The sequence below is a fragment of the Fusibacter tunisiensis genome (assembly GCF_016908355.1).
In the GTDB taxonomy this organism is placed as follows: Bacteria; Bacillota; Clostridia; order Peptostreptococcales; family Acidaminobacteraceae; genus Fusibacter_D; species Fusibacter_D tunisiensis.
The window spans coordinates 122,729-142,174 of record NZ_JAFBDT010000001.1; the positions used below are offsets into that span (position 1 = coordinate 122,729).

A 19,446-nucleotide genomic window follows, 5' to 3' on the forward strand; every position below is an offset into this window, starting at 1 on the left:
TTATGAATCGAATTCCATTCAATCAATTGATTCAACACTCTTTGAGAACGGATAAAATTGAGGTTAAAAAAATTGAATATGTAAAAAATGATGCTTTGCTGAACATTGACATTGAAGCTGAAGAGGTTGTTTCTAAAGAGGCTATTAACGGATTGAAATCAGTACTAAAAGACCATTTGAACTTTATAGAGTCTTTTGATATATCAGTTGATTTTAAGCCACAAACTCAAGATGTCAGTGTACACTGGGAAAACATACTTATGGTAGTCAAACGCAAAAATCCTGCTGTTGCAAGCATATTAAAGCGTTCAAAAGTTTCCTTTCCTGATGGCAATATTCAAATTGAATTTGAAGATAAGGGGCTTGAAAATACGTTTTATCAGTACGAAGTGGACGCAATGATTCAAAAAATTTGTCAAAAAAACCTCAATCAGACGTTTGAAATTATTACTTTATCAAATAAAGAAATGGACGAAGGGCTTGAAGCGTTTGAAAAGGCTCAAGAAGAGGCAGTTGCTGAGATTGTTTCCACACAGACACAGGCTTTTAATACATCAAAGATTACAGAAGCCAAAGCGTCGCGAATTAAAAACGAGGATGTGCTTTACCGTTCTAAGGTGAAGCGTGCTGTGTCTAAAATTCAAGACATTGACATGGAAGAAGAGACATATGCAATTGAAGGTAAATTGATTGCTTTTGATTCTAGAGAGATTAAGGGCGGAAAATATATTGTTAAGCTGTATTTGTCTGACCTAACAAATGCAATTGCTTGTAAGGCTTTTATGAAGAAAAAAGATTATGAAAAGCTCGAAGGGGATTTAATTAAAGGCAATTGGTATATTGTTGAAGGTATAAATCGATTTGATACGTTTGATAAGGAACAAGTGCTTAATATCGTATCGATTAACAAAGGTAAAACTGAAGAAAAGCGCGTAGATTTGTCAGAAGAAAAGCGTGTAGAGCTGCATTTGCATACGAATATGAGTGAGATGGATGGGATAACGCCTGTAAAAAAACTGATACAAACTGCAATAGATTGGGGCCATCCAGCAATTGCCATAACGGATCATGGCGTCCTTCAAGCATTTCCTGACGCTGCTTCTGCTGCTGGAGATAAGATAAAAGTAATCTATGGACTTGAAGGGTATTTAATTGATGATTTAAGTGATTTGATTCAAAATGCGACGGATTATAGTTTAGATGATGTTTATGTTGTCTTTGATATCGAAACCACAGGTTTTTCTTACAACAATCATACAATTATTGAAATTGGCGCTGTTAAAATTCGGAATGGGGAAGTTGTTGAAAGATTTAGCCAGTTGATTAATCCTGGGTGTAATATTCCAGCTTTCATTACAGAACTAACTGGAATTTCAGATGAAATGGTTCGAGATATGCCGACGCTTGATACAGTGCTTCCTGCTTTTCTGGACTTTGTGAATGGTGTGCCAGTAGTTGCCCACAACGCTGTTTTCGATTGTTCATTTATACGTTATTATTCCAATCGGCTTGGCTTAAAATTTGAGTCATTAATTTTAGACACACTTGCCTTAAGTCGTATGATTTTAACCGGTATAAAAAAACACAACTTAAAAGCAGTTACAAAGCATCTGAAAATTCCACTGAGCGATCATCATAGGGCAGTTGCGGATGCGGAAGCTACCAGTCGTGTTTTGATTAAATTATTTGAACGTTTAAAAGATGAGAATGTCGTAACATTAGAGCAAATAAATGAGTATGCTAGGTTGAATTTCAACTACAGTATGCGGGAAACCTTTCATGTGATTTTACTGACTCAGACTCAAAAGGGGTTGAGAAATCTTTATGAGATTGTTTCACATTCCAACTTAAATACATTTTATAGGAAACCTAGAATCCCTAAGAGCCTTTTGATGGAAAAAAGAGAAGGGTTACTCATTGGGAGTGCTTGTGAAGCTGGTGAAGTTTACAAGGGCATTATGAACAATTTGCCTGAAGAATCAATTGTAAAATTGGCTAATTTCTATGATTATTTAGAAATTCAACCCGTTGGAAACAATGCGTTTATGTTGGCTAATGGACGCGTTAAAAATATTGAAGAACTCCAGAGTATTAACAAGCGAATTGTTGGGATAGCTGATGAACTGGGGAAAATGGCTGTTGCGACCGGGGATGTGCATTTCCTTGAACCAGAAGACGAAGTGTATCGTCGTATTTTAATGGCGGGAAATGGGTTTTCTGATGCAGACAATCAGGCACCACTGTATTTTAGAACAACAGAGGATATGCTTGAAGAATTTTCCTATTTGGGAGAACGTGCCAAAGAGCTTGTCATTGAAAATCCAAATCGAATTGCACAAATGTGTGAGTCTGTGATTCCGGTGCCCAAGGGAACGTTTCCACCTGTAATTGAAGGTGCAGACGAAGAGTTTCGTAACATGTGTCTCACTAAAGCAAGGCGCATGTATGGAAATCCACTGCCTGAAATCGTTGAAAAAAGGTTAGAGCGTGAGTTGACCTCTATTATTGGAAATGGCTATGCGGTTATGTATATCATTGCTCAAAAATTAGTTGCAAAATCCCTTGAAGATGGATTTCTCGTGGGCTCGCGAGGGTCTGTTGGCTCTTCGTTCGCGGCAACTATGAGTGATATAACAGAAGTAAATCCACTGCCGCCACATTATTTGTGTTCAGAATGTCAATATTCTGAGTTTATTACAGATGGATCTTATGGTGCGGGTGTTGACATGCCTGATCAAGTTTGCCCTAAGTGTGGCAACCCCTTAATTAAAGAAGGTCATGATATCCCATTTGAAACATTTCTTGGTTTTGATGGGGATAAAGAACCCGATATTGACCTGAACTTTGCGGGTATATACCAAGCGAATGCCCATAAATACTGTGAAGTACTTTTTGGAAAAGGCAAAACGTTTAAAGCAGGTACAATTGGAACCATTGCGGACAAAACAGCGTATGGCTATGTAAAAAAATATTTTGAAGAACGTGAAATTCAAGTCCATCGTTATGAAGTTGAAAGATTGGCCCAAGGACTAACTGGTGTTAAGAGAACATCAGGTCAACATCCAGGGGGAATTATGGTTGTCCCTGCTACAAATGATATCCACGAATTTTGCCCAGTCCAATACCCAGCAAATGACGTGAATTCAGGTGTTGTTACAACACACTTTGATTATCATTCTATTAGCGGAAGATTATTGAAGTTAGATATACTTGGACATGATGTGCCCACGATTATTAAATATCTTGAAGCATTGACAGGCGTAAATGTCTTTGAAATACCTTTAGACGATTCTGAAACGATGAAGCTGTTTACATCTACTGAATCTTTAGGCATTCAAGATACAACTTATGGACTGGATATTGGAAGCTTGGGTATCCCTGAGTTTGGCACTAAATTTGTTAGACAAATGCTTAAAGATACAGATCCTAAAACTTTTTCGGATTTGGTCCGTATATCTGGCTTGTCTCATGGGACAGATGTGTGGCTTAACAATGCGCAGGATCTCGTGCGAAATAATATTGTAACGATTAAAGATGTTATTGCAACAAGAGATGACATTATGAACTATTTATTGCAAATGGATTTAGAACCTTTAAGTGCGTTTAAAATCATGGAAAATGTGCGTAAAGGAAAAGGGTTAAAACCAGAAGAAATTGCAATGATGAAATCACATAATGTTCCGGATTGGTACATTGGTTCTTGTCAAACCATTCAGTATATGTTTCCAAAAGCACACGCTGTTGCTTATGTGATGATGTCAGTAAGAATTGCTTATTTTAAAGTGCACTATCCTTTGGCTTTTTATGCAACCTATTTTTCAACAAAGGTTGATGATTTTGATGCGGACTTAATCTGTAAAGGCAGTGAAGTTATACGTGCTAAAATGAAAGAAATTGAACAAATGGAGAGTCCTACAAAAAAAGAACAGGATTTTATTGGGATATTGGAAATCGCAGATGAAATGTATGCAAGGGGACTTTCTTTTGCAAAGGTCAGTTTAGAAGACTCTGAAGCTTCTCAGTTTATTATAAAAAATGGTAAATTGGTACCACCTTTTATGGCACTCCAAGGTGTAGGTGCTTCTGCAGCAGAGAGTATTGCGCAAACTCGTGACGTAGAAAAGGATTTTTTATCAATTGAAGATTTTCAAAGGCAGACAAAAGTTTCAAAAACTGTAATAGAGGCAATGAAAAATCATGGCTGTTTTGAAGCACTTCCTGAAGACAATCAACTCTCCCTATTCTCGTTTGCATAAAGTGGTCAGATATGTTATAATTGTTCTGATGAATAGTGAAATGACAACAAGAGTGGGGTTTTGTCCCACTCTTTGTTATTGAATAGAACGATTTGTAAGAAAGCAGGTGGTAATCATGAAGAAAAAGAGAGTGGTTGATGTCGTTGCAGACATTCTGATTCCATATATTGGACAGAAAAACTTGGAACTTGTAGATGTTGAATTTGTTAAAGAAGGACCTTATAGGTACTTACGCGTAACAATTGACAAAGAAGATTCAGTTACACTTGATGACTGCCAATGGGTCAGTCAGTACTTGAACAAAAAATTGGATCAGGTGGATCCAATTGAAGAACAGTATTTTTTGGAAGTCACTTCACCAGGTGTTGAACGCGTGTTGAAAAAGCCAAGTGAGTTTGAGAAGTTTAAGGGTCACAAGGTGCAGTTAAAGTTGTTTCAACCTTATGAAGGGCAAAAAATGTTAACTGGAAATTTACTTGGTTTAATCGATGGCAGTATTGTTATTGAGAACGAAATTGGTGTTAAAATTGATATCCCACAGGATAAGGTTTCTGTTACAAAACTAATGGTCGATTTTGAAGATCTGGGAGAGGATGAGGAGGTATAACGTGAAGACAGAATTGTTGCTGGCACTTGAACAGTTGGAAAAAGAGAAGGGTCTTTCACTGGATATGCTGTTCGATGTAATTGAAGATGCAATGGTTAAGGCCTATAAAAACAATTTTGGCGCCACACATAATGTGGAAGTTGAATTGAATCGCGAGACAGGTGAAATCAGTGTCTATTCCGTACGGATCGTTGTTGAAGAAGTTATTGATGATGCAACTCAAATCTCTTTAGAAGAAGCTAAGGAAGTGAATCCTGACTTTGAACCGGGAGATGTTCTTAAAGAAAAGGTAACACCAAAAGACTTTGGACGAATTGCAGCTCAATCTGCTAAGCAAGTGGTTGTTCAAAAAATTCGTGAGGCAGAACGTGGTGTGATTTACGAAGAATTTAGCAGCCGTGAAAGCGAAATTGTCAATGGCGTGATTCATAGGGTTTCCAAGGGTATTGTTTATATTACTTTGGGGCGAACTGAAGCAATTATGCCTACCAACGAGCAGATTCCAGATGAATCTTATATTCAAGGTGAGCGCATTAAAAGTGTTATTACAGAAGTTAAAAATTCTACAAAAGGACCTCAAATTTATGTGTCTAGGACACATCCTGGACTTGTAAAACGGTTATTTGAGCTAGAGGTTCCTGAAATATATGATGGTGAAGTTGAAATTAAAAATATTTCGAGAGAACCAGGGTCAAGAACGAAAATTGCTGTTTATGCACAAAATCCTGACTTAGACCCTGTGGGTGCATGTGTTGGTCCTAAAGGGCAACGTGTTCAAAGTATTGTAGACGAGCTTCAAGGTGAAAAAATTGATATTATCGAATGGAATGAAAATCCAGCAATTCTCATATCAAATGCATTAAGTCCTTCAAAAGTTATGAGAGTTGAAGTGGATGCAGATGACAATTCAGCCCTAGTCGTTGTACCAGATTATCAGTTGTCGCTTGCCATTGGTAAAGAAGGACAAAATGCCCGATTGGCAGCTAAATTGACAGGCTGGAAAATTGATATCAAAAGTGAGACTCAATATATTGACTACTTAAAAGAAATTGGCGAGTACGAAGAAGTTTATGGAGATTGATTAAGATGAAAAAAATCCCTATGAGAAAATGTATCGGGTGTGGTGATCAAAAACCAAAAAGAGAACTGATTCGAGTTGTAAAAAACAAAGATGGCGAAATTTTTCTAGACCTTACAGGTAAAGCAAATGGAAGAGGGACTTACATTTGTAAAGACAGAAAATGTTTTGATTTGGCCATTAAGAAAAACGCCTTTAATAGGGCTCTCGAATGTAAAATAGATGATTCTATATTCGAAGCTTTGAAAGAAAGGTTGGAAGAAAGTGAATAACAGTAATCATGTGCTATCACTATTAGGTTTGGCCAGAAGAGCAGGCAATATTATAACAGGTCAGACGCTTTGTATTGAAGGTGTTAAGTCAAAAAAAGTGTCTTTACTGATTATTGCTGGTGATTTGAATGAAACAACGCGGTATAAAATGTCACAGTTGTGCGAAACTGAAGGTGTTGAGTATAGAATATTTTCCAATAAAGCCGATTTATCACATGCGGTTGGAAAGGAAAATTATGGACTGTTCGGCGTGACAAACAAAAAATTTTCTAGAGCAATCATCGATAAAATGGAAGCTCTATAATTCGGAGGTGAAGCAATGTCAAAAACCCGAATCCATGAATTGGCAAAAGAATTAAATGTACAAAGTAAAGAATTAATCGAATCTGCTTCAAAGTTGGGTATTGAAGTTAAGAATCACATGAGTACGCTTGAAGACACTGAAGTCACAAAGCTTAAAAGCCGTTATACCAAAAATAATACAGCGTCTACAAATGCGTCGCCTGAAAAGAAACACAATAAAATCATATATGATCGAACGAAAGAGGTTAAGGCTGAAGAGCGTGGACGAAGTCGTGCCTATAGTGCAGGAGGGCAAAAGAAAGATTATCGAAAGCCAGAAAATCAGAGACCGGATATGAAGCCTTCAGTTCAGAAAAAAAATGATGTTCGATCTAATGATAATCGTAAACCTTATGACTCAAACAAACCACAAGGTGAACGAAAACCATATGATAAGAATAGGCCGCAGGGTGAGCGTAAACCTTATGATCCAAACAGACCGCAAGGTGAGCGTAAACCTTATGACCCCAATAGACCACAAGGCGATCGCAAGCCCTATGATAAAAATAAGCCTCAAGGGGATCGTAAGCCTTATGACCGTTCAAAACCGCAAGGCGGATTTAACAAGGATAAAGATTCAGGCAGTAAGCCACCTTATAAACGCCGCGATCAATCTGGAAGTAAAAAACCAGAAAAAAGTATAGATGAAATTATTGCTTCAGAGATTCAAGAAAAAACGCCAAGCAAAAAGAAGCATGTAAAAAAAGATAAAATTGTAATGACATTTGATACGGACAAGTTAGAAAAAAAATCAAAAAAAGCAAAAAAATTACTTAAAGAAGAGCTGGCTCTTAAAGAAAGAGAAGGCAAAAAAGACTTTGACTTTGGTAAGAAAACCAAACAAAAAAGTGGTAAGTATAAAGAAAAGAGTGAAAAGGAAAAAACTGAAAAAATTGAAGAAAAGCTTACGCGTGAAACGATCTATGTGCCTGCTGAGATGACAATTGGTGAATTTGCAGATGTGATTCATAAACCAAGCAATGAAATCATCATGAAGTTAATGGGCCTTGGTATAATGGCCACACTCAATCAAGATATAGATTTCGATACCGCTGCTCTTGTTGCGCTTGAATATGATATTACCCTTGCGCAAGAAGAAGTTGTGGAAGAAAATCATGTTGAGGCATTCGAACTAGATTTTGAGGATGAGCCAAAGGATCTTAAAAAACGTGCACCTGTTGTAACGGTTATGGGACACGTTGATCATGGTAAAACATCTCTTCTTGATGCAATTCGAAATACAGGTGTTGCAGATGGTGAAGCGGGTGGCATTACACAGCACATTGGCGCTTCAGAAATCATGCATAGAAATGAAAAAATAGTGTTTTTAGACACACCTGGACATGAGGCCTTTACTTCTTTAAGGGCAAGAGGTGCAAAAATAACAGATATTGCAATCTTAGTTGTTGCTGCAGATGATGGTGTTATGCCACAAACCATTGAAGCAATAGACCATAGTAAAGCTGCAGGTGTACCGATTATCGTCGCTATCAATAAAATTGATAAACCTGACGCCAATCCGGATCGTGTTAAACAAGAACTCTCTGATAGAGGCGTACTCATTGAAGAATGGGGCGGTGACGTAATTGCAGTTCCAGTATCAGCTAAAACGGGAGAAGGACTTGAAACACTTCTTGAAATGGTTCTTTTGGTTTCCGAAATGCTTGAACTTAAGGCTAATCCTGATCGATTGGGAATTGGTACAGTGATAGAAGCTAAGGTCGTAAAAGGAAGAGGAACTGTTTGTACAATTATTCTTGAAAAAGGTACAATGTCTGTTGGAGAGCCAATTGTAGCCGGCGTTACCCATGGTAAAGTAAAAGCCATGTATAATGATAAAGGAAAACGCGTTAAAACGATTGGACCATCAACTTCAGTGGAAATTGACGGATTAAATGATATTCCTCAGGCAGGCGAAAAAATATATGTAACACCTGATGAAAAAATTGCCCGCTATATAGCAGACAAACAAGCGGAAGACTACAGAATGAAAACACTTAATAAAAACACAAGTGTTACGCTTGAAGAGTTATTCTCAAAGATTCAAGAAGGTGTTATTAAAGACCTCAATATTATTGTTAAAGCAGACGTTCATGGATCCGTAGAAGCAATTAAGCAATCTCTATTGAAACTTACAAACGATGAGGTGCGTGTGAACATAATCCATGCCAATGTTGGTGCAATTTCAGAATCAGATGTTACTTTGGCATCAGCTTCTAATGCAATTATTATTGGGTTTAATGTGAGACCTTCCACAAATGTAACGTCCGTAGCTGAACAGGAAGGTGTGGATATTCGAACGTATCGAATTATCTATGATGCAATCAATGATGTTGAAACTGCAATGAAGGGCATGCTTGATCCTGAGTTCAAAGAAGTTGTACTTGGACGTATACAAGTTCGTGCAACATTTAAAATTCCTGGCGGTGTTATTGCAGGGGGTTATGTAACAAGTGGAAAAGTAGCTCGAAACGCAAATGTCCGTGTCATCCGCGATGGTATTGTAATTCATGATGGTAAAATTTCATCATTGAAGCGTTTTAAAGACGATGCCAAGGAAGTTGCTCAAGGTTACGAATGTGGTATAGGTATTGATAGATTCAATGACATCAAGGAAAATGATGAAATAGAAGCTTACATCAATGAAGAAGTGAAACGCGTATAGGTAGATTATTATAAGAAAGAAGGTGTTCTCATGGCCAACTCAAGAACGCGTAAAGTCTCAGAAGAAATCAAAAAAGTCGTTGGCGAATTGATTCTTGCTGGTATTAAAGATCCACGCATTTCAAAACTTTCATCAGTTAATCATGTGGAAGTCACAAATGATTTTAGATATGTAACTTTATATATCAGTTCATTTGATCCCAAGCATGACGTTAGTCTGACCATAGAAGGTTTGAATAGTGCAAAAGGTTTTATCCGAAAGGAAATTGGCAAGAAAATCAAGTTGCATTATACACCTGAACCGATTTTCAAGCCCGATCATTCAGTTGAACATGGGATGCATATAAATGAGATCCTTGGGACTTTGGATATCAAACATGATGATGACGAAGATGACGAAGAGGATGAGGCGTAGTATGAAACAGATGGTGGCAAAGATAAAAGAAATATTGGCAGATTCCAATTTGGAGACTTTTCTTGTGTTTCCACATGTTATGCCTGATGGCGATACAATTGGTTCTGCTATTGGCATCCACCGTTTAATAAAAGGATTTGGTAAAGAAGGGTATATTGTCTTAAATGACGATATACCCTCAAATTTATTGTTTTTAAAAGATCCTTTAATTTGGAAACGTTCGGATGAAGTTACAATGGATACACCAGCAATTGGAATTGCAGTAGACTGTGGCGAAGTAAAACTTTTTGAAGATCGATATCCGTTGTTTAAAAGTACAAAGCATACAATTAGTATTGATCATCATTTGACCAATTCTATGTATGCTGAGATTAATATAGTGGATTCTAAGGCATCTTCTACAGGTGAATTGATTTATCGCATGTACAAAGAATTCGATGTTGAAATTGATTCTGTTACAGCTGAAGCTTTATATGCTGCAATTACAACTGATACGGGTGGATTTAGATATTCCAATACAAATCCTGATACGTTTGCAGCTTGTTCTGAACTTGTTGCTTCAGGGTTTGATTTTAACCGCTTAAACGTAGAAATCTTTCAAAACAAACCATTCGAAAAAGTTAAATTGTTAAATGAAGTTTTTGCGACGCTGGATTTGTTTTTAAATGGCAAAGCAGCGCTTGTGGTGTTAAGTGAATCAATGATGGATAGGCTGAATTATGCAACCTATGACACAGATGGAATTGTAGAGTTTGTTAGAGACATTGAAGGCGTTGAAGTTGTTGTTTTTATTCGATACATGGGGCATGGCTCCCATAAGGTCTCCATGCGTTCAAAAAATGAATTTGATGTTAGTAAGATTGCTTTGGCATTTTCAGGTGGTGGTCATCGAAAAGCGGCTGGTTTTAAGAGTGACCTATCATTGGAAGCACTAATTGAAGCGTTAAAGAAGGCGGTTGAAGGAGCGTTCCATGTTGAGTCATGATTTTAATGGTATACTAGTGATTCACAAACCACAAAATATGACTTCCCATGACGTGGTTGCTATTTTGAGAAAAAAATTAAAGATGAAAAAAATTGGTCATACTGGAACCCTGGATCCTATGGCTACAGGTGTTTTACCTGTATGTATCGGTAGGGCAACTAAGGTGGTGGACTTCTTAACGGATGGGCGAAAAGGCTATGCTTGTAAAATGAAATTAGGGTCTTCAACAGACACACAAGATCAGTGGGGAACCACATGTAAGACAGGCAGTTTAGACCACATATCTGAAACAACAATAATAGATGTTATAAATTCTTTTGTCGGTGAAATTGACCAAATTCCACCCATGTACAGTGCGGTCAAGGTTGGCGGTCAAAAACTTGTGGATTTGGCCCGTCAAGGGATAGAAATTAAACGTCAACCGCGCAAACGAATTATCTATAGCATAGAGTCCATTGGACTGGATGGAGCGTATGTTTCTTTTGATGTCTTTTGTTCAAAGGGAACTTATATTAGAACACTTTGCAATGATATTGGAGAGAAGTTGGGATGTTATGCACACATGACAGAACTCAAACGCATTTATTCTGAACCTTTTGAAATTGCCGATGCAAGTTCACTAGAACATATATCAATTGAAACGATTGACCAGTATTTAAAACCCATTGATGCTGCTGTTTCATGGATGCCAAAACTTATTCTTCCAGATACTGAAGATATGGTTCAAAAAATTTCAAATGGTGTAAAACTGGATTTGACTTCATATTCCAGTTCTGATGCTGTTTACCAACGGTGTTATATTGGCGATTCATTTTATGGCATTGCCATGAAAACACATAATAAACTAGTAATGAAGAAATTGATTATAGGGTGAGTGTATGAAAATCTATTTTGAATTGGAGAATATAGATCCGCAGTTGGCGTTTACTTCTGTTGCGCTTGGAACTTTTGATGGCCTTCACATCGGGCATATGGAAATTATTAATCATATGAAACAAGTTGCAGCCGAGCGAAACTTAAAATCTTTTGTTTATACCTTCTCCAATCATCCCAAAGAAATTTTGAATCCTGATGATGTGCCTTCTAAGATTATGGATATTGATGAGAAGGTGCAAATATTCACAAGAAACACAATTGACTATCTAGCTCTTTTAAAATTTGATCAACGTCAATTTGAACTTTCTCCAGAAAGATTTATAAAAGAAATTTTAGTGGATACTTTGAATATGAAGCATTTGACAGTTGGATATGACTATAAATTTGGTGCTGGTGCAAAGGGTGATGTAGAGACTTTAAAAAAATATGCAAGTCAATACAGATATACGTATGACATCATACAACCTGTTTTAAGACAAGGCATTCGCGTTTCGTCTTCCCTTATACGTAGCCTTTTAGCGGAGGGCAATATAGAAGAAGCCAACAAATATCTTGGGCGAAATCATTTTATTAAAGGGACAGTGGTTAAAGGAAAAGGAAGAGGCAAGGCTTTAGGGTTTCCAACGGCTAACTTAAGAATTAAAGAAAATGTCAGCACCATTAAACCAGGCGTTTATATAACAGAGACGCATTGGCGAGGTTTTGTATATCCAAGTGCTACGAACGTTGGGTTTAATCCCACTTATAATCAAACAGGCATTCACATGGAAACTTATATTCTTGGGATTGATCACCCCATGTACGATGAACTTATAGAAGTACATTTTCTAAAAAGAATTCGTGATGAGGTTAAATTTTCTTCGGAAAATGAGTTGATTCAAGCCATGAATGGAGATATTCAAAATATGAAAGCATATTTTTCTTTACTCTGATTATGTGTAATGGTATAATATGACTGTTGTAGACTTCAGGCTTTGTTCATCGACGCTCCGACGTTGAACTAGGCTTGTGGCAAAATTAATTGAAAAGGAGGAAATCACATGATTTCTAAAGAAACGAAAACCAATATTATTGAAAAGTACAAAGTGCATGCAACGGATACAGGGTCACCTGAGGTTCAGATTGCGATATTGACTCAAAGAATTAACGAGCTTAACGAGCACTTACAAACGCACAAGAAAGACCATCACTCAAGAAGAGGTCTTCTTAAAATGGTTGGTAAGAGAAGAAGTCTTTTGAACTATCTTAAGAACAACAATCTTGAAAAGTACAGAGAACTTATTGCAGATCTTGGACTTAGAAAATAATCAAAAAAATTTAAGGCCTGGCATGGTAATGTCAGGTCTTGTTTTATGCTAAAAGACTTTCTATTTTGACGTTATTTTAGTATAATGAAGTAGTGGAACTTAACGGTACTGAAATTTATCTTAATATCCTACTTATTTGAAGTGAATGCTGGTTTATCAGTCTGTGTATCAGCGTTGACTTGAAATAAGTAGGATAAATTTCGAGTATCAGAAGAGAATTAGGAGGCAATAGAATGGAAAATGTTGGATGTCAAGCAGTTGGTGCTGACAATAAGAATGTTGTACGGGTCTTTGAAAAAGAGATTGCCGGCAGACCGTTTAAAGTTGAAATTGGAAAGATGGCAAATTTAGCCAATGGTTCAGCTTTAATACATTATGGAGAGACAGTTGTACTTGTCACAGCTGTTGCATCAAGAAAACCAAAACCAGGGATTGATTTTTTCCCACTTACTGTTGAATTTGAAGAAAAATTATATTCCGTTGGAAAAATACCGGGTGGCTTCATTAAAAGAGAAGGCAGACCTTCTGAACGCGCAACGCTTACAGCGCGATTAATTGATAGACCTATTAGGCCTTTGTTCCCAGATGGTATGAAAAACGAAGTTCAAGTGGTTGCAACTGTTATGTCAGTGGATCAAGATTGTACACCTGATACAGTGGCGATGAATGGGGCTTCAATTGCACTTGGTATATCGGATATTCCTTTTGAAGGACCTGTAGCAGCTGTAACAGTTGGTTATACAAATGGTACGTATATCATTAATCCAACGATTGAACAAAAAGAAATGTCTTCTTTAAACCTTGTTGTTGCTGGTACAAAAGAAGCGGTTGTTATGGTTGAAGCTGGTGCAGATATTTTACCAGAAGACGTTGTTTTAGGCGGAATTATGAGAGGACATGAAGTTATTCAAGACATTTGTGCTTTCATTGAAGAAATTCAATCTGAACTTGGCAAAGAAAAATTTGAAATTCAGTTACCTGAAGTGGACCATGATTTCGTTAGTGAAATTGAGGCGTTCTTATCTGATCGTATGAATGCATCCGTAAGAATTCATGACAAACATGATCGTAATGCTGCGCTTGATGATTTAAAAGATGATTTGTTGACACATTTTGCTGAATCACATCCAGATCAAGAAGATTTTTTAAAGGATCAATTTAAGGCAAATGAGAAGAAAATCGTGCGCAAGATGATAATCAACGAAGGCCTTCGACCTGATGGGAGAGGTGTAAAAGACATTCGACCTGTTTCGTGTGAGGTAGCTTTACTTCCGAGAACACATGGTTCGGGCTTATTTACGCGCGGGTTAACACAAGCGCTAACAATTACAACGCTTGGTGCACTTGGTGAATCACAAAGGATTGATGGTTTAGATCTTGAAGATACTAAAAGGTATATGCACCATTATAATTTCCCACCATTTTCAGTTGGTGAAGTTGGCATGAGCCGTGTTAATAGACGTGCCATTGGCCATGGTGCTTTGGGTGAAAGAGCTCTTCTTCCAGTTATTCCTTCTGAAGAAGATTTCCCGTATACCATTCGATTGGTTTCTGAAGTTGTAACATGTAACGGTTCCAGTTCCCAAGCTAGTATTTGTGGAAGTACCTTATCACTTTTAGATGCAGGTGTTCCAATTAAAGATTCAGTAGCTGGAATTGCAATGGGATTAATTCAAGAAGAAGGCAAAATTTCTATATTAAGTGATATTCAAGGCATGGAAGATGCTTTGGGGGATATGGACTTTAAAGTTGCAGGTACTAAAAACGGGATTACAGCACTTCAAATGGATATAAAAGTGGATGGCCTCAGCCGTGAACTTTTAGAAAATGCTTTAGAGCAGGCAAGAATAGGTCGACTCTTTATACTTGGAAAAATGAGTGAGGTTATAAGTGAACCAAGACCTGAAATGTCACCATACGCACCGCGCGTATTCCAACTTAAAATTAATCCTGATAAAATTAGAGATGTCATTGGACCAGGGGGAAAAGTTATTACCCGCATCACGTCACAATACGATGTTAAAATTGACATTGATGATGATGGAACGGTTCTGATAACAGCTAACGATGGTATTGGCGGAGAAGGTGCTAAACGTGAAATTGAAGGCATTGTAACTGATCCTGAAGTTGGACAAGTGTTTACAGGAAAAGTAAGTCGAATTCTTAAATTTGGTGCTTTTGTTGACTTGGGACATGGTAAGGAAGGTCTCTGCCATATTTCGCAAATCGATACAAAACGCATTGCAAAAGTAGAAGATGTTTTAAATATTGGTGATGAAGTCGTTGTTAAGATTATTGAAATCGATGATCAAGGGCGCATCAATCTCTCAAGAAAAGTCTTATTGGAAGACCAGAACAAAAACGCTTAATATAATAAGACGATAATCAATAGCGGAGATAATATTTGCAAGGCAGATATTATCTCCCTTATGTTATAAGGATGTGACTGAGGTGGATCGTTGGTAAAAAAAATTGTATTACAAAATGGTTTAACAGTTGTAACCCAACGTTTAAAGGGCTATAAGTCAGTTAGTGTTGGGGTTTGGGTTAAGGCAGGCTCATCATTTGAATCTCAGTCAGATAATGGTATGGCACATTTTATAGAACATATGGTTTTCAAAGGCACCCGAAATAGAAGTGCCGCTCAAATTGCGATTGAAATTGATGCTGTAGGTGGCGAAATGAATGCGTTTACAGCCAAAGAATGTACCTGCTTTTATACAAAGACCTTGAGTGGTGACTTGGATTTGGCCTTGGATTTGTTATCGGATATGATGCTAAATCCTACTTTTGATCCAGATCATATTGAACTTGAAAAAACTGTTATTCAAGATGAAATTAATATGTATGAGGATGCATCCGAAGAAATTGCAAATGACTTGATTCATGAAGTTTTATATGGCGATCATCCATTGTCTCTACCAGTTCTTGGAACAAAAGAAAGTGTCTCAAAATTTAACCAAGTTAGCGTGTTTGATTTTTTTAATCGATTTTATAGGGCGAATAATATGGTTCTTTCGATAGCAGGGGATTTTGATCCAGAACAAATTGAATCTCAAGTGACCAAGTACTTTGAACGAATACCTGAAAAATTGGATTTATCGCTAAAGACTATACCCAGTCCAACTCAAAATTGGACATATGGATTCAAGCAAAAAGACTTTGAACAGGTTCAGGTGGTTATTGCTTTTCCAGGCATTCCGTTTGATCATAAGATGTCATACAACATGTCTTTGCTCAATCAATTTTTAGGGGGATCAAACAGTTCCATGCTTTTTCAAGAAGTTAGAGAAAATTTGGGACTGACGTACTCTATCTTTAGTGAACCGACTTTTTATGATGAAATAGGGATGCTAGAAATTTCTTTTGGCGTATCAAAGGAAAAAATGTCAGAAACATTGAGTGCCATAATTTCTGTAATACTAGAATTAAAGTCTAGAATTTTTACAGATCAAGAGATTGAACATGGCAAGAACCATTTAAAGGGTAGTTTTGTACTGGGCATGGAAGGCTCTGATCAATACATGGATTTTATAGGTCGGATTGAACTGTTTGCCCATAAAGAAAAAAATATGGATGAAATGCTCGCTAAAATTGAAGAAACGTCTTTAATTGGAATGAAAAAATTAATAGAACATTGTTTTTCAACTGGGAATTTTGCCATGGCTTTTGTTGGAGATGTAACGGAATCAGAAGTTAAGACCTATTATAATAAAATGAAAACAGCATTAGATTAGGGGGATTTTTCTTATGAAAATTAGAATTCTTAATAAATCAACCAACCCTTTACCTGAGTATAAGACAAAAGGTTCGGCGGGGATGGACTTGCTTTCAAATAATGAAGCAGAGATTATTTTAAAACCTATGGAGCGTACGTTAGTTCCAACGGGTTTGTTTGTAGAAATTCCGAATGGTTATGAAGGTCAAGTTCGGGCGCGAAGTGGCCTTTCAATTAAAAATGGTATAACCCTTGTAAATGCAGTTGGCACAATTGACAGTGATTACAGGGGCGAATTAAAAGTTCCGGTTATCAATTTGGGGCATGAAGATTTCACCATAAAAAGAGGCGATCGTATTGCTCAATTGATTGTAACAAAATACGAACAAGTTATCTGGGAAGATTCCGATTCAGTGGATGAAACCGATCGTGGACACGGTGGATTTGGTTCTACAGGTGTATAATAAAGAGGTGATATTTTGGCTACAAAGAAACAAACAAAATCAAGACCTACAAAAAAGAAAACAACTCGTTTGACAAAAGCTGAACAGATGAAACACTATAAAATTAAATATGAACTTAAAATGATTGCGCTTTTTTCTGTTACTTTATTTGCCATGATTAGCCTATACACTAAAGCTGTTGGAGTTGTTGGTGAATGGATTACAGGTTTTGTTCTTGGGCTCTTTTCATATGTTGGTTATTTGATGCCATTGCTGATTTTTTGCATAATTTTTGTCAACCTGAATCCTAATTTTAAACTTGCTAAGAAACGTGTTTCAATATCTTTGGCATTTATTACAATTGGGCTTATTTTGTCATCGACATTGATTGTACATGCTTCTGACGCTTACTTTGATCTAAAAAATATGGACCTCTCATTTGATGTCAATACGTTTAAATCATATTATAGTTCGGGTCAAAAGTTAGCGAGTGGTGGTATTTTTGGGGAACTTCTAACACGCAGTTCGGTAAAAGCAATCGGTAGTGTTGGAACTCTTATTTTGATAATGGGTGTTTTTATTACTGGATTTGTTGTATTTACTAGGGTTTCTCTACAGGAATTGTATGAAGCCTATAAATTAAAATTAAAAGCACGTAGAGAGGCTAAGAAACTTGAGGCAGAGGCTCTTGAAACGTTGGTTACACAAGAGACCCCTGTAAACCGTCAAAAACAAAAAATTAAGTCACAATCACAATCACCTGAATTTTTAACGCAACTTGAAACTTTGCGAAAAGTAAAACGTAAAAAAGAAATTGAACCTTTTGATTATGACTCTTATGAAAAACAAGAAGCTGAACCTGTTGCGTCTGAAACGATTTCATTTTTTGATCACGATCAAAATAAGTCAGTGGATCAAGTGGATAAACCTATTGAGAAACCACCTGTGAAGCTTAAAAATCAAGATATTGACGCTAAGACAACTGAACAAGTTACAGATGAAATTCAACAAAATGTACAAAAGACAGTTGCAGCATATAAAATGCCATCTATTGAGTTGCTTAAAGAGGTGAAAACAGCGAATCGTACGGACGATAAGTCTGAGTACATTGAAATGGCACGTCTTCTTGAAGACACTTTGGGAAATTTTAATGTTGATGCAAAAGTTGTGTCCGTTAAGAGAGGGCCTTCAATTACAATGTTTGAAGTTCAACCAAGTCCAGGCGTTAAAGTAAGCAAAATCGTAGGCCTTAGTGACGATATTGCACTAAATTTAGCAACCAGTCATGTACGTATTGCCCCAATACCGGGCAAGGCCGCAATTGGAATAGAAGTGCCTAATAAATCCACATCTATGGTAACTTTGCGAGAAGTCATTTCATCGCCTGAATTTTCTAAAACATCATCAAAACTTTCTGTTGGATTGGGTAAGGATATTTCAGGAAATCCAATTATTGGAGATTTGTCCAGTATGCCTCATTTGTTGATTGCTGGTGCAACGGGTTCTGGTAAATCAGTTTGTGTCAACACAATTATATCCAGTATTTTATTTAACGCAAAACCAGATGAAGTTAAGTTTCTTATGATTGATCCTAAGGTTGTGGAATTAAGCAATTATAATGGCATACCACACTTGATTTTACCAGTTGTTACAGATCCTAAAAAAGCATCTGTTGCACTTAATTGGGCAGTTAATGAAATGACAAGACGTTATAAACTTTTTGCTGAGCAAGTGGTACGCGATATGAAAAGTTATAATAAAAAAGCAGAGGTTTTGGCTTTGGAAAAGCTTCCACAAATTGTTGTGATTATCGATGAGTTGGCGGATCTAATGATGGTAGCGCCCAATCAAGTGGAAGATGCTATTTGTAGGCTGGCACAGATGGCACGTGCCGCAGGAATCCATTTGATTGTTGCAACACAAAGACCTTCGGTTGATGTTATTACAGGTCTTATCAAGGCCAATATACCTTCTAGAATTGCATTTTCCGTATCATCTGCAATTGATTCAAGAACCATTATTGATATGGGGGGTGCTGAGAAGTTGTTAGGAAAAGGGGATATGCTATATTATCCTGTTGGTGCATCAAAGCCGAAAAGGGCACAGGGCGCCTTTATGTCAGACGAAGAAGTGGAATCTTTGGTAAATTTCATTAAAAATCAAAGTGTGGAAGTCGAATATAATGAAGAAATTTTAGATGAAGTTCAAAATTTTACACCTTCAGATGAAGAAGTCGATGATTATTTGGAAGATGCTATAGCATTTGTAGTGGATTCGGAACAGGCTTCTGCGTCGTTACTTCAAAGACGCTTTAGAGTGGGTTATAATCGTGCTGCAAGGCTGATTGATTCTATGGAAGAACGTGGGATTGTGGGACCCTCAAGAGGAAGTAAGCCACGAGAAGTGCTTGTTTCAAAGTCAGAACTCGAAAGTGCAAGTAGAGTTGAAGTAGAAACAGATGCACAAGATGAATGAAAGAGGTC

Annotated in this window: 15 protein-coding genes; all 15 read left to right on the forward strand. The window is 37.1% G+C overall.

Annotation, left to right across the window (positions count from 1 at the left end; genetic code table 11):
- Positions 1–2: 2 nt before the first annotated feature.
- The 15 genes from JOC49_RS00665 to JOC49_RS13320 all read left to right on the forward strand — a co-directional run bounded on the left by JOC49_RS00665 (position 3) and on the right by JOC49_RS13320 (position 19,438).
- Positions 3–4,256, forward strand: a complete 4,254-nt coding sequence (locus JOC49_RS00665; protein ID WP_204661171.1) for a PolC-type DNA polymerase III — start codon at positions 3–5, stop codon at positions 4,254–4,256.
- 115 nt (positions 4,257–4,371) lie between these two features.
- A complete protein-coding gene (locus JOC49_RS00670; protein ID WP_204661172.1) occupies positions 4,372–4,863 on the forward strand; it encodes a ribosome maturation factor RimP in 492 nt (163 codons plus the stop codon).
- A gap of 1 nt (position 4,864) precedes the next feature.
- Complete coding sequence (gene nusA / locus JOC49_RS00675; protein ID WP_204661173.1) at positions 4,865–5,944, forward strand: transcription termination factor NusA; 1,080 nt, start codon at positions 4,865–4,867, stop codon at positions 5,942–5,944.
- Positions 5,944–6,213, forward strand: a complete 270-nt coding sequence (gene rnpM / locus JOC49_RS00680) for an RNase P modulator RnpM (protein WP_341534639.1) — start codon at positions 5,944–5,946, stop codon at positions 6,211–6,213. Before nusA ends, rnpM begins: the two co-directional genes overlap by 1 nt.
- On the forward strand, positions 6,206–6,517 hold the full coding sequence (locus JOC49_RS00685) for a ribosomal L7Ae/L30e/S12e/Gadd45 family protein (RefSeq protein ID WP_204661175.1): 312 nt from the start codon (positions 6,206–6,208) through the stop codon (positions 6,515–6,517). Before rnpM ends, JOC49_RS00685 begins: the two co-directional genes overlap by 8 nt.
- Before the next feature lie 15 nt (positions 6,518–6,532).
- Positions 6,533–9,220 (forward strand): translation initiation factor IF-2, encoded by a 2,688-nt coding sequence (infB, locus tag JOC49_RS00690; protein WP_204661176.1) that lies wholly within the window; start codon positions 6,533–6,535, stop codon positions 9,218–9,220.
- Positions 9,221–9,250: 30 nt separating this feature from the next.
- The gene (gene rbfA / locus JOC49_RS00695; protein ID WP_204661177.1) at positions 9,251–9,634 is read left to right on the forward strand and encodes a 30S ribosome-binding factor RbfA; all 384 of its coding nucleotides are present in this window, start codon (positions 9,251–9,253) and stop codon (positions 9,632–9,634) included.
- Between the two features lies 1 nt (position 9,635).
- Positions 9,636–10,619, forward strand: a complete 984-nt coding sequence (locus JOC49_RS00700) for a DHH family phosphoesterase (RefSeq protein WP_204661178.1) — start codon at positions 9,636–9,638, stop codon at positions 10,617–10,619.
- A complete protein-coding gene (gene truB / locus JOC49_RS00705) occupies positions 10,606–11,493 on the forward strand; it encodes a tRNA pseudouridine(55) synthase TruB (RefSeq protein ID WP_204661179.1) in 888 nt (295 codons plus the stop codon). Before JOC49_RS00700 ends, truB begins: the two co-directional genes overlap by 14 nt.
- 4 nt (positions 11,494–11,497) lie before the next feature.
- Positions 11,498–12,427 (forward strand): bifunctional riboflavin kinase/FAD synthetase, encoded by a 930-nt coding sequence (locus JOC49_RS00710; RefSeq protein ID WP_204661180.1) that lies wholly within the window; start codon positions 11,498–11,500, stop codon positions 12,425–12,427.
- A 108-nt stretch (positions 12,428–12,535) separates the two neighbouring features.
- Positions 12,536–12,802 (forward strand): 30S ribosomal protein S15, encoded by a 267-nt coding sequence (gene rpsO / locus JOC49_RS00715; RefSeq protein WP_204661181.1) that lies wholly within the window; start codon positions 12,536–12,538, stop codon positions 12,800–12,802.
- 233 nt (positions 12,803–13,035) lie between these two features.
- Positions 13,036–15,171: a polyribonucleotide nucleotidyltransferase gene (gene pnp / locus JOC49_RS00720; protein ID WP_204661182.1), complete on the forward strand. Its 2,136-nt coding sequence runs from the start codon at positions 13,036–13,038 to the stop codon at positions 15,169–15,171.
- Positions 15,172–15,261: 90 nt separating this feature from the next.
- Positions 15,262–16,539: a M16 family metallopeptidase gene (locus tag JOC49_RS00725; RefSeq protein WP_204661183.1), complete on the forward strand. Its 1,278-nt coding sequence runs from the start codon at positions 15,262–15,264 to the stop codon at positions 16,537–16,539.
- 13 nt (positions 16,540–16,552) lie between these two features.
- Positions 16,553–16,984 (forward strand): dUTP diphosphatase, encoded by a 432-nt coding sequence (gene dut / locus JOC49_RS00730; protein ID WP_204661184.1) that lies wholly within the window; start codon positions 16,553–16,555, stop codon positions 16,982–16,984.
- A 15-nt stretch (positions 16,985–16,999) separates the two neighbouring features.
- A complete protein-coding gene (locus JOC49_RS13320) occupies positions 17,000–19,438 on the forward strand; it encodes an FtsK/SpoIIIE family DNA translocase (RefSeq protein ID WP_279381178.1) in 2,439 nt (812 codons plus the stop codon).
- Positions 19,439–19,446 lie beyond the last annotated feature (8 nt).

Excerpts from the sequence above, each read along its gene's own strand:
- rpsO (WP_204661181.1), top strand. The coding sequence starts at position 12,536 with ATGATTTCTAAAGAAACGAAAACCAATATTATTGAAAAGTACAAAGTG.
- JOC49_RS00670 (WP_204661172.1), top strand. The coding sequence starts at position 4,372 with ATGAAGAAAAAGAGAGTGGTTGATGTCGTTGCAGACATTCTGATTCCA.
- JOC49_RS00700 (WP_204661178.1), top strand. The coding sequence starts at position 9,636 with ATGAAACAGATGGTGGCAAAGATAAAAGAAATATTGGCAGATTCCAAT.
- infB (WP_204661176.1), top strand. The coding sequence starts at position 6,533 with ATGTCAAAAACCCGAATCCATGAATTGGCAAAAGAATTAAATGTACAA.
- JOC49_RS00710 (WP_204661180.1), top strand. The coding sequence starts at position 11,498 with ATGAAAATCTATTTTGAATTGGAGAATATAGATCCGCAGTTGGCGTTT.
- dut (WP_204661184.1), top strand. The coding sequence starts at position 16,553 with ATGAAAATTAGAATTCTTAATAAATCAACCAACCCTTTACCTGAGTAT.
- JOC49_RS00665 (WP_204661171.1), top strand. The coding sequence starts at position 3 with ATGAATCGAATTCCATTCAATCAATTGATTCAACACTCTTTGAGAACG.
- rbfA (WP_204661177.1), top strand. The coding sequence starts at position 9,251 with ATGGCCAACTCAAGAACGCGTAAAGTCTCAGAAGAAATCAAAAAAGTC.
- pnp (WP_204661182.1), top strand. The coding sequence starts at position 13,036 with ATGGAAAATGTTGGATGTCAAGCAGTTGGTGCTGACAATAAGAATGTT.
- truB (WP_204661179.1), top strand. The coding sequence starts at position 10,606 with ATGTTGAGTCATGATTTTAATGGTATACTAGTGATTCACAAACCACAA.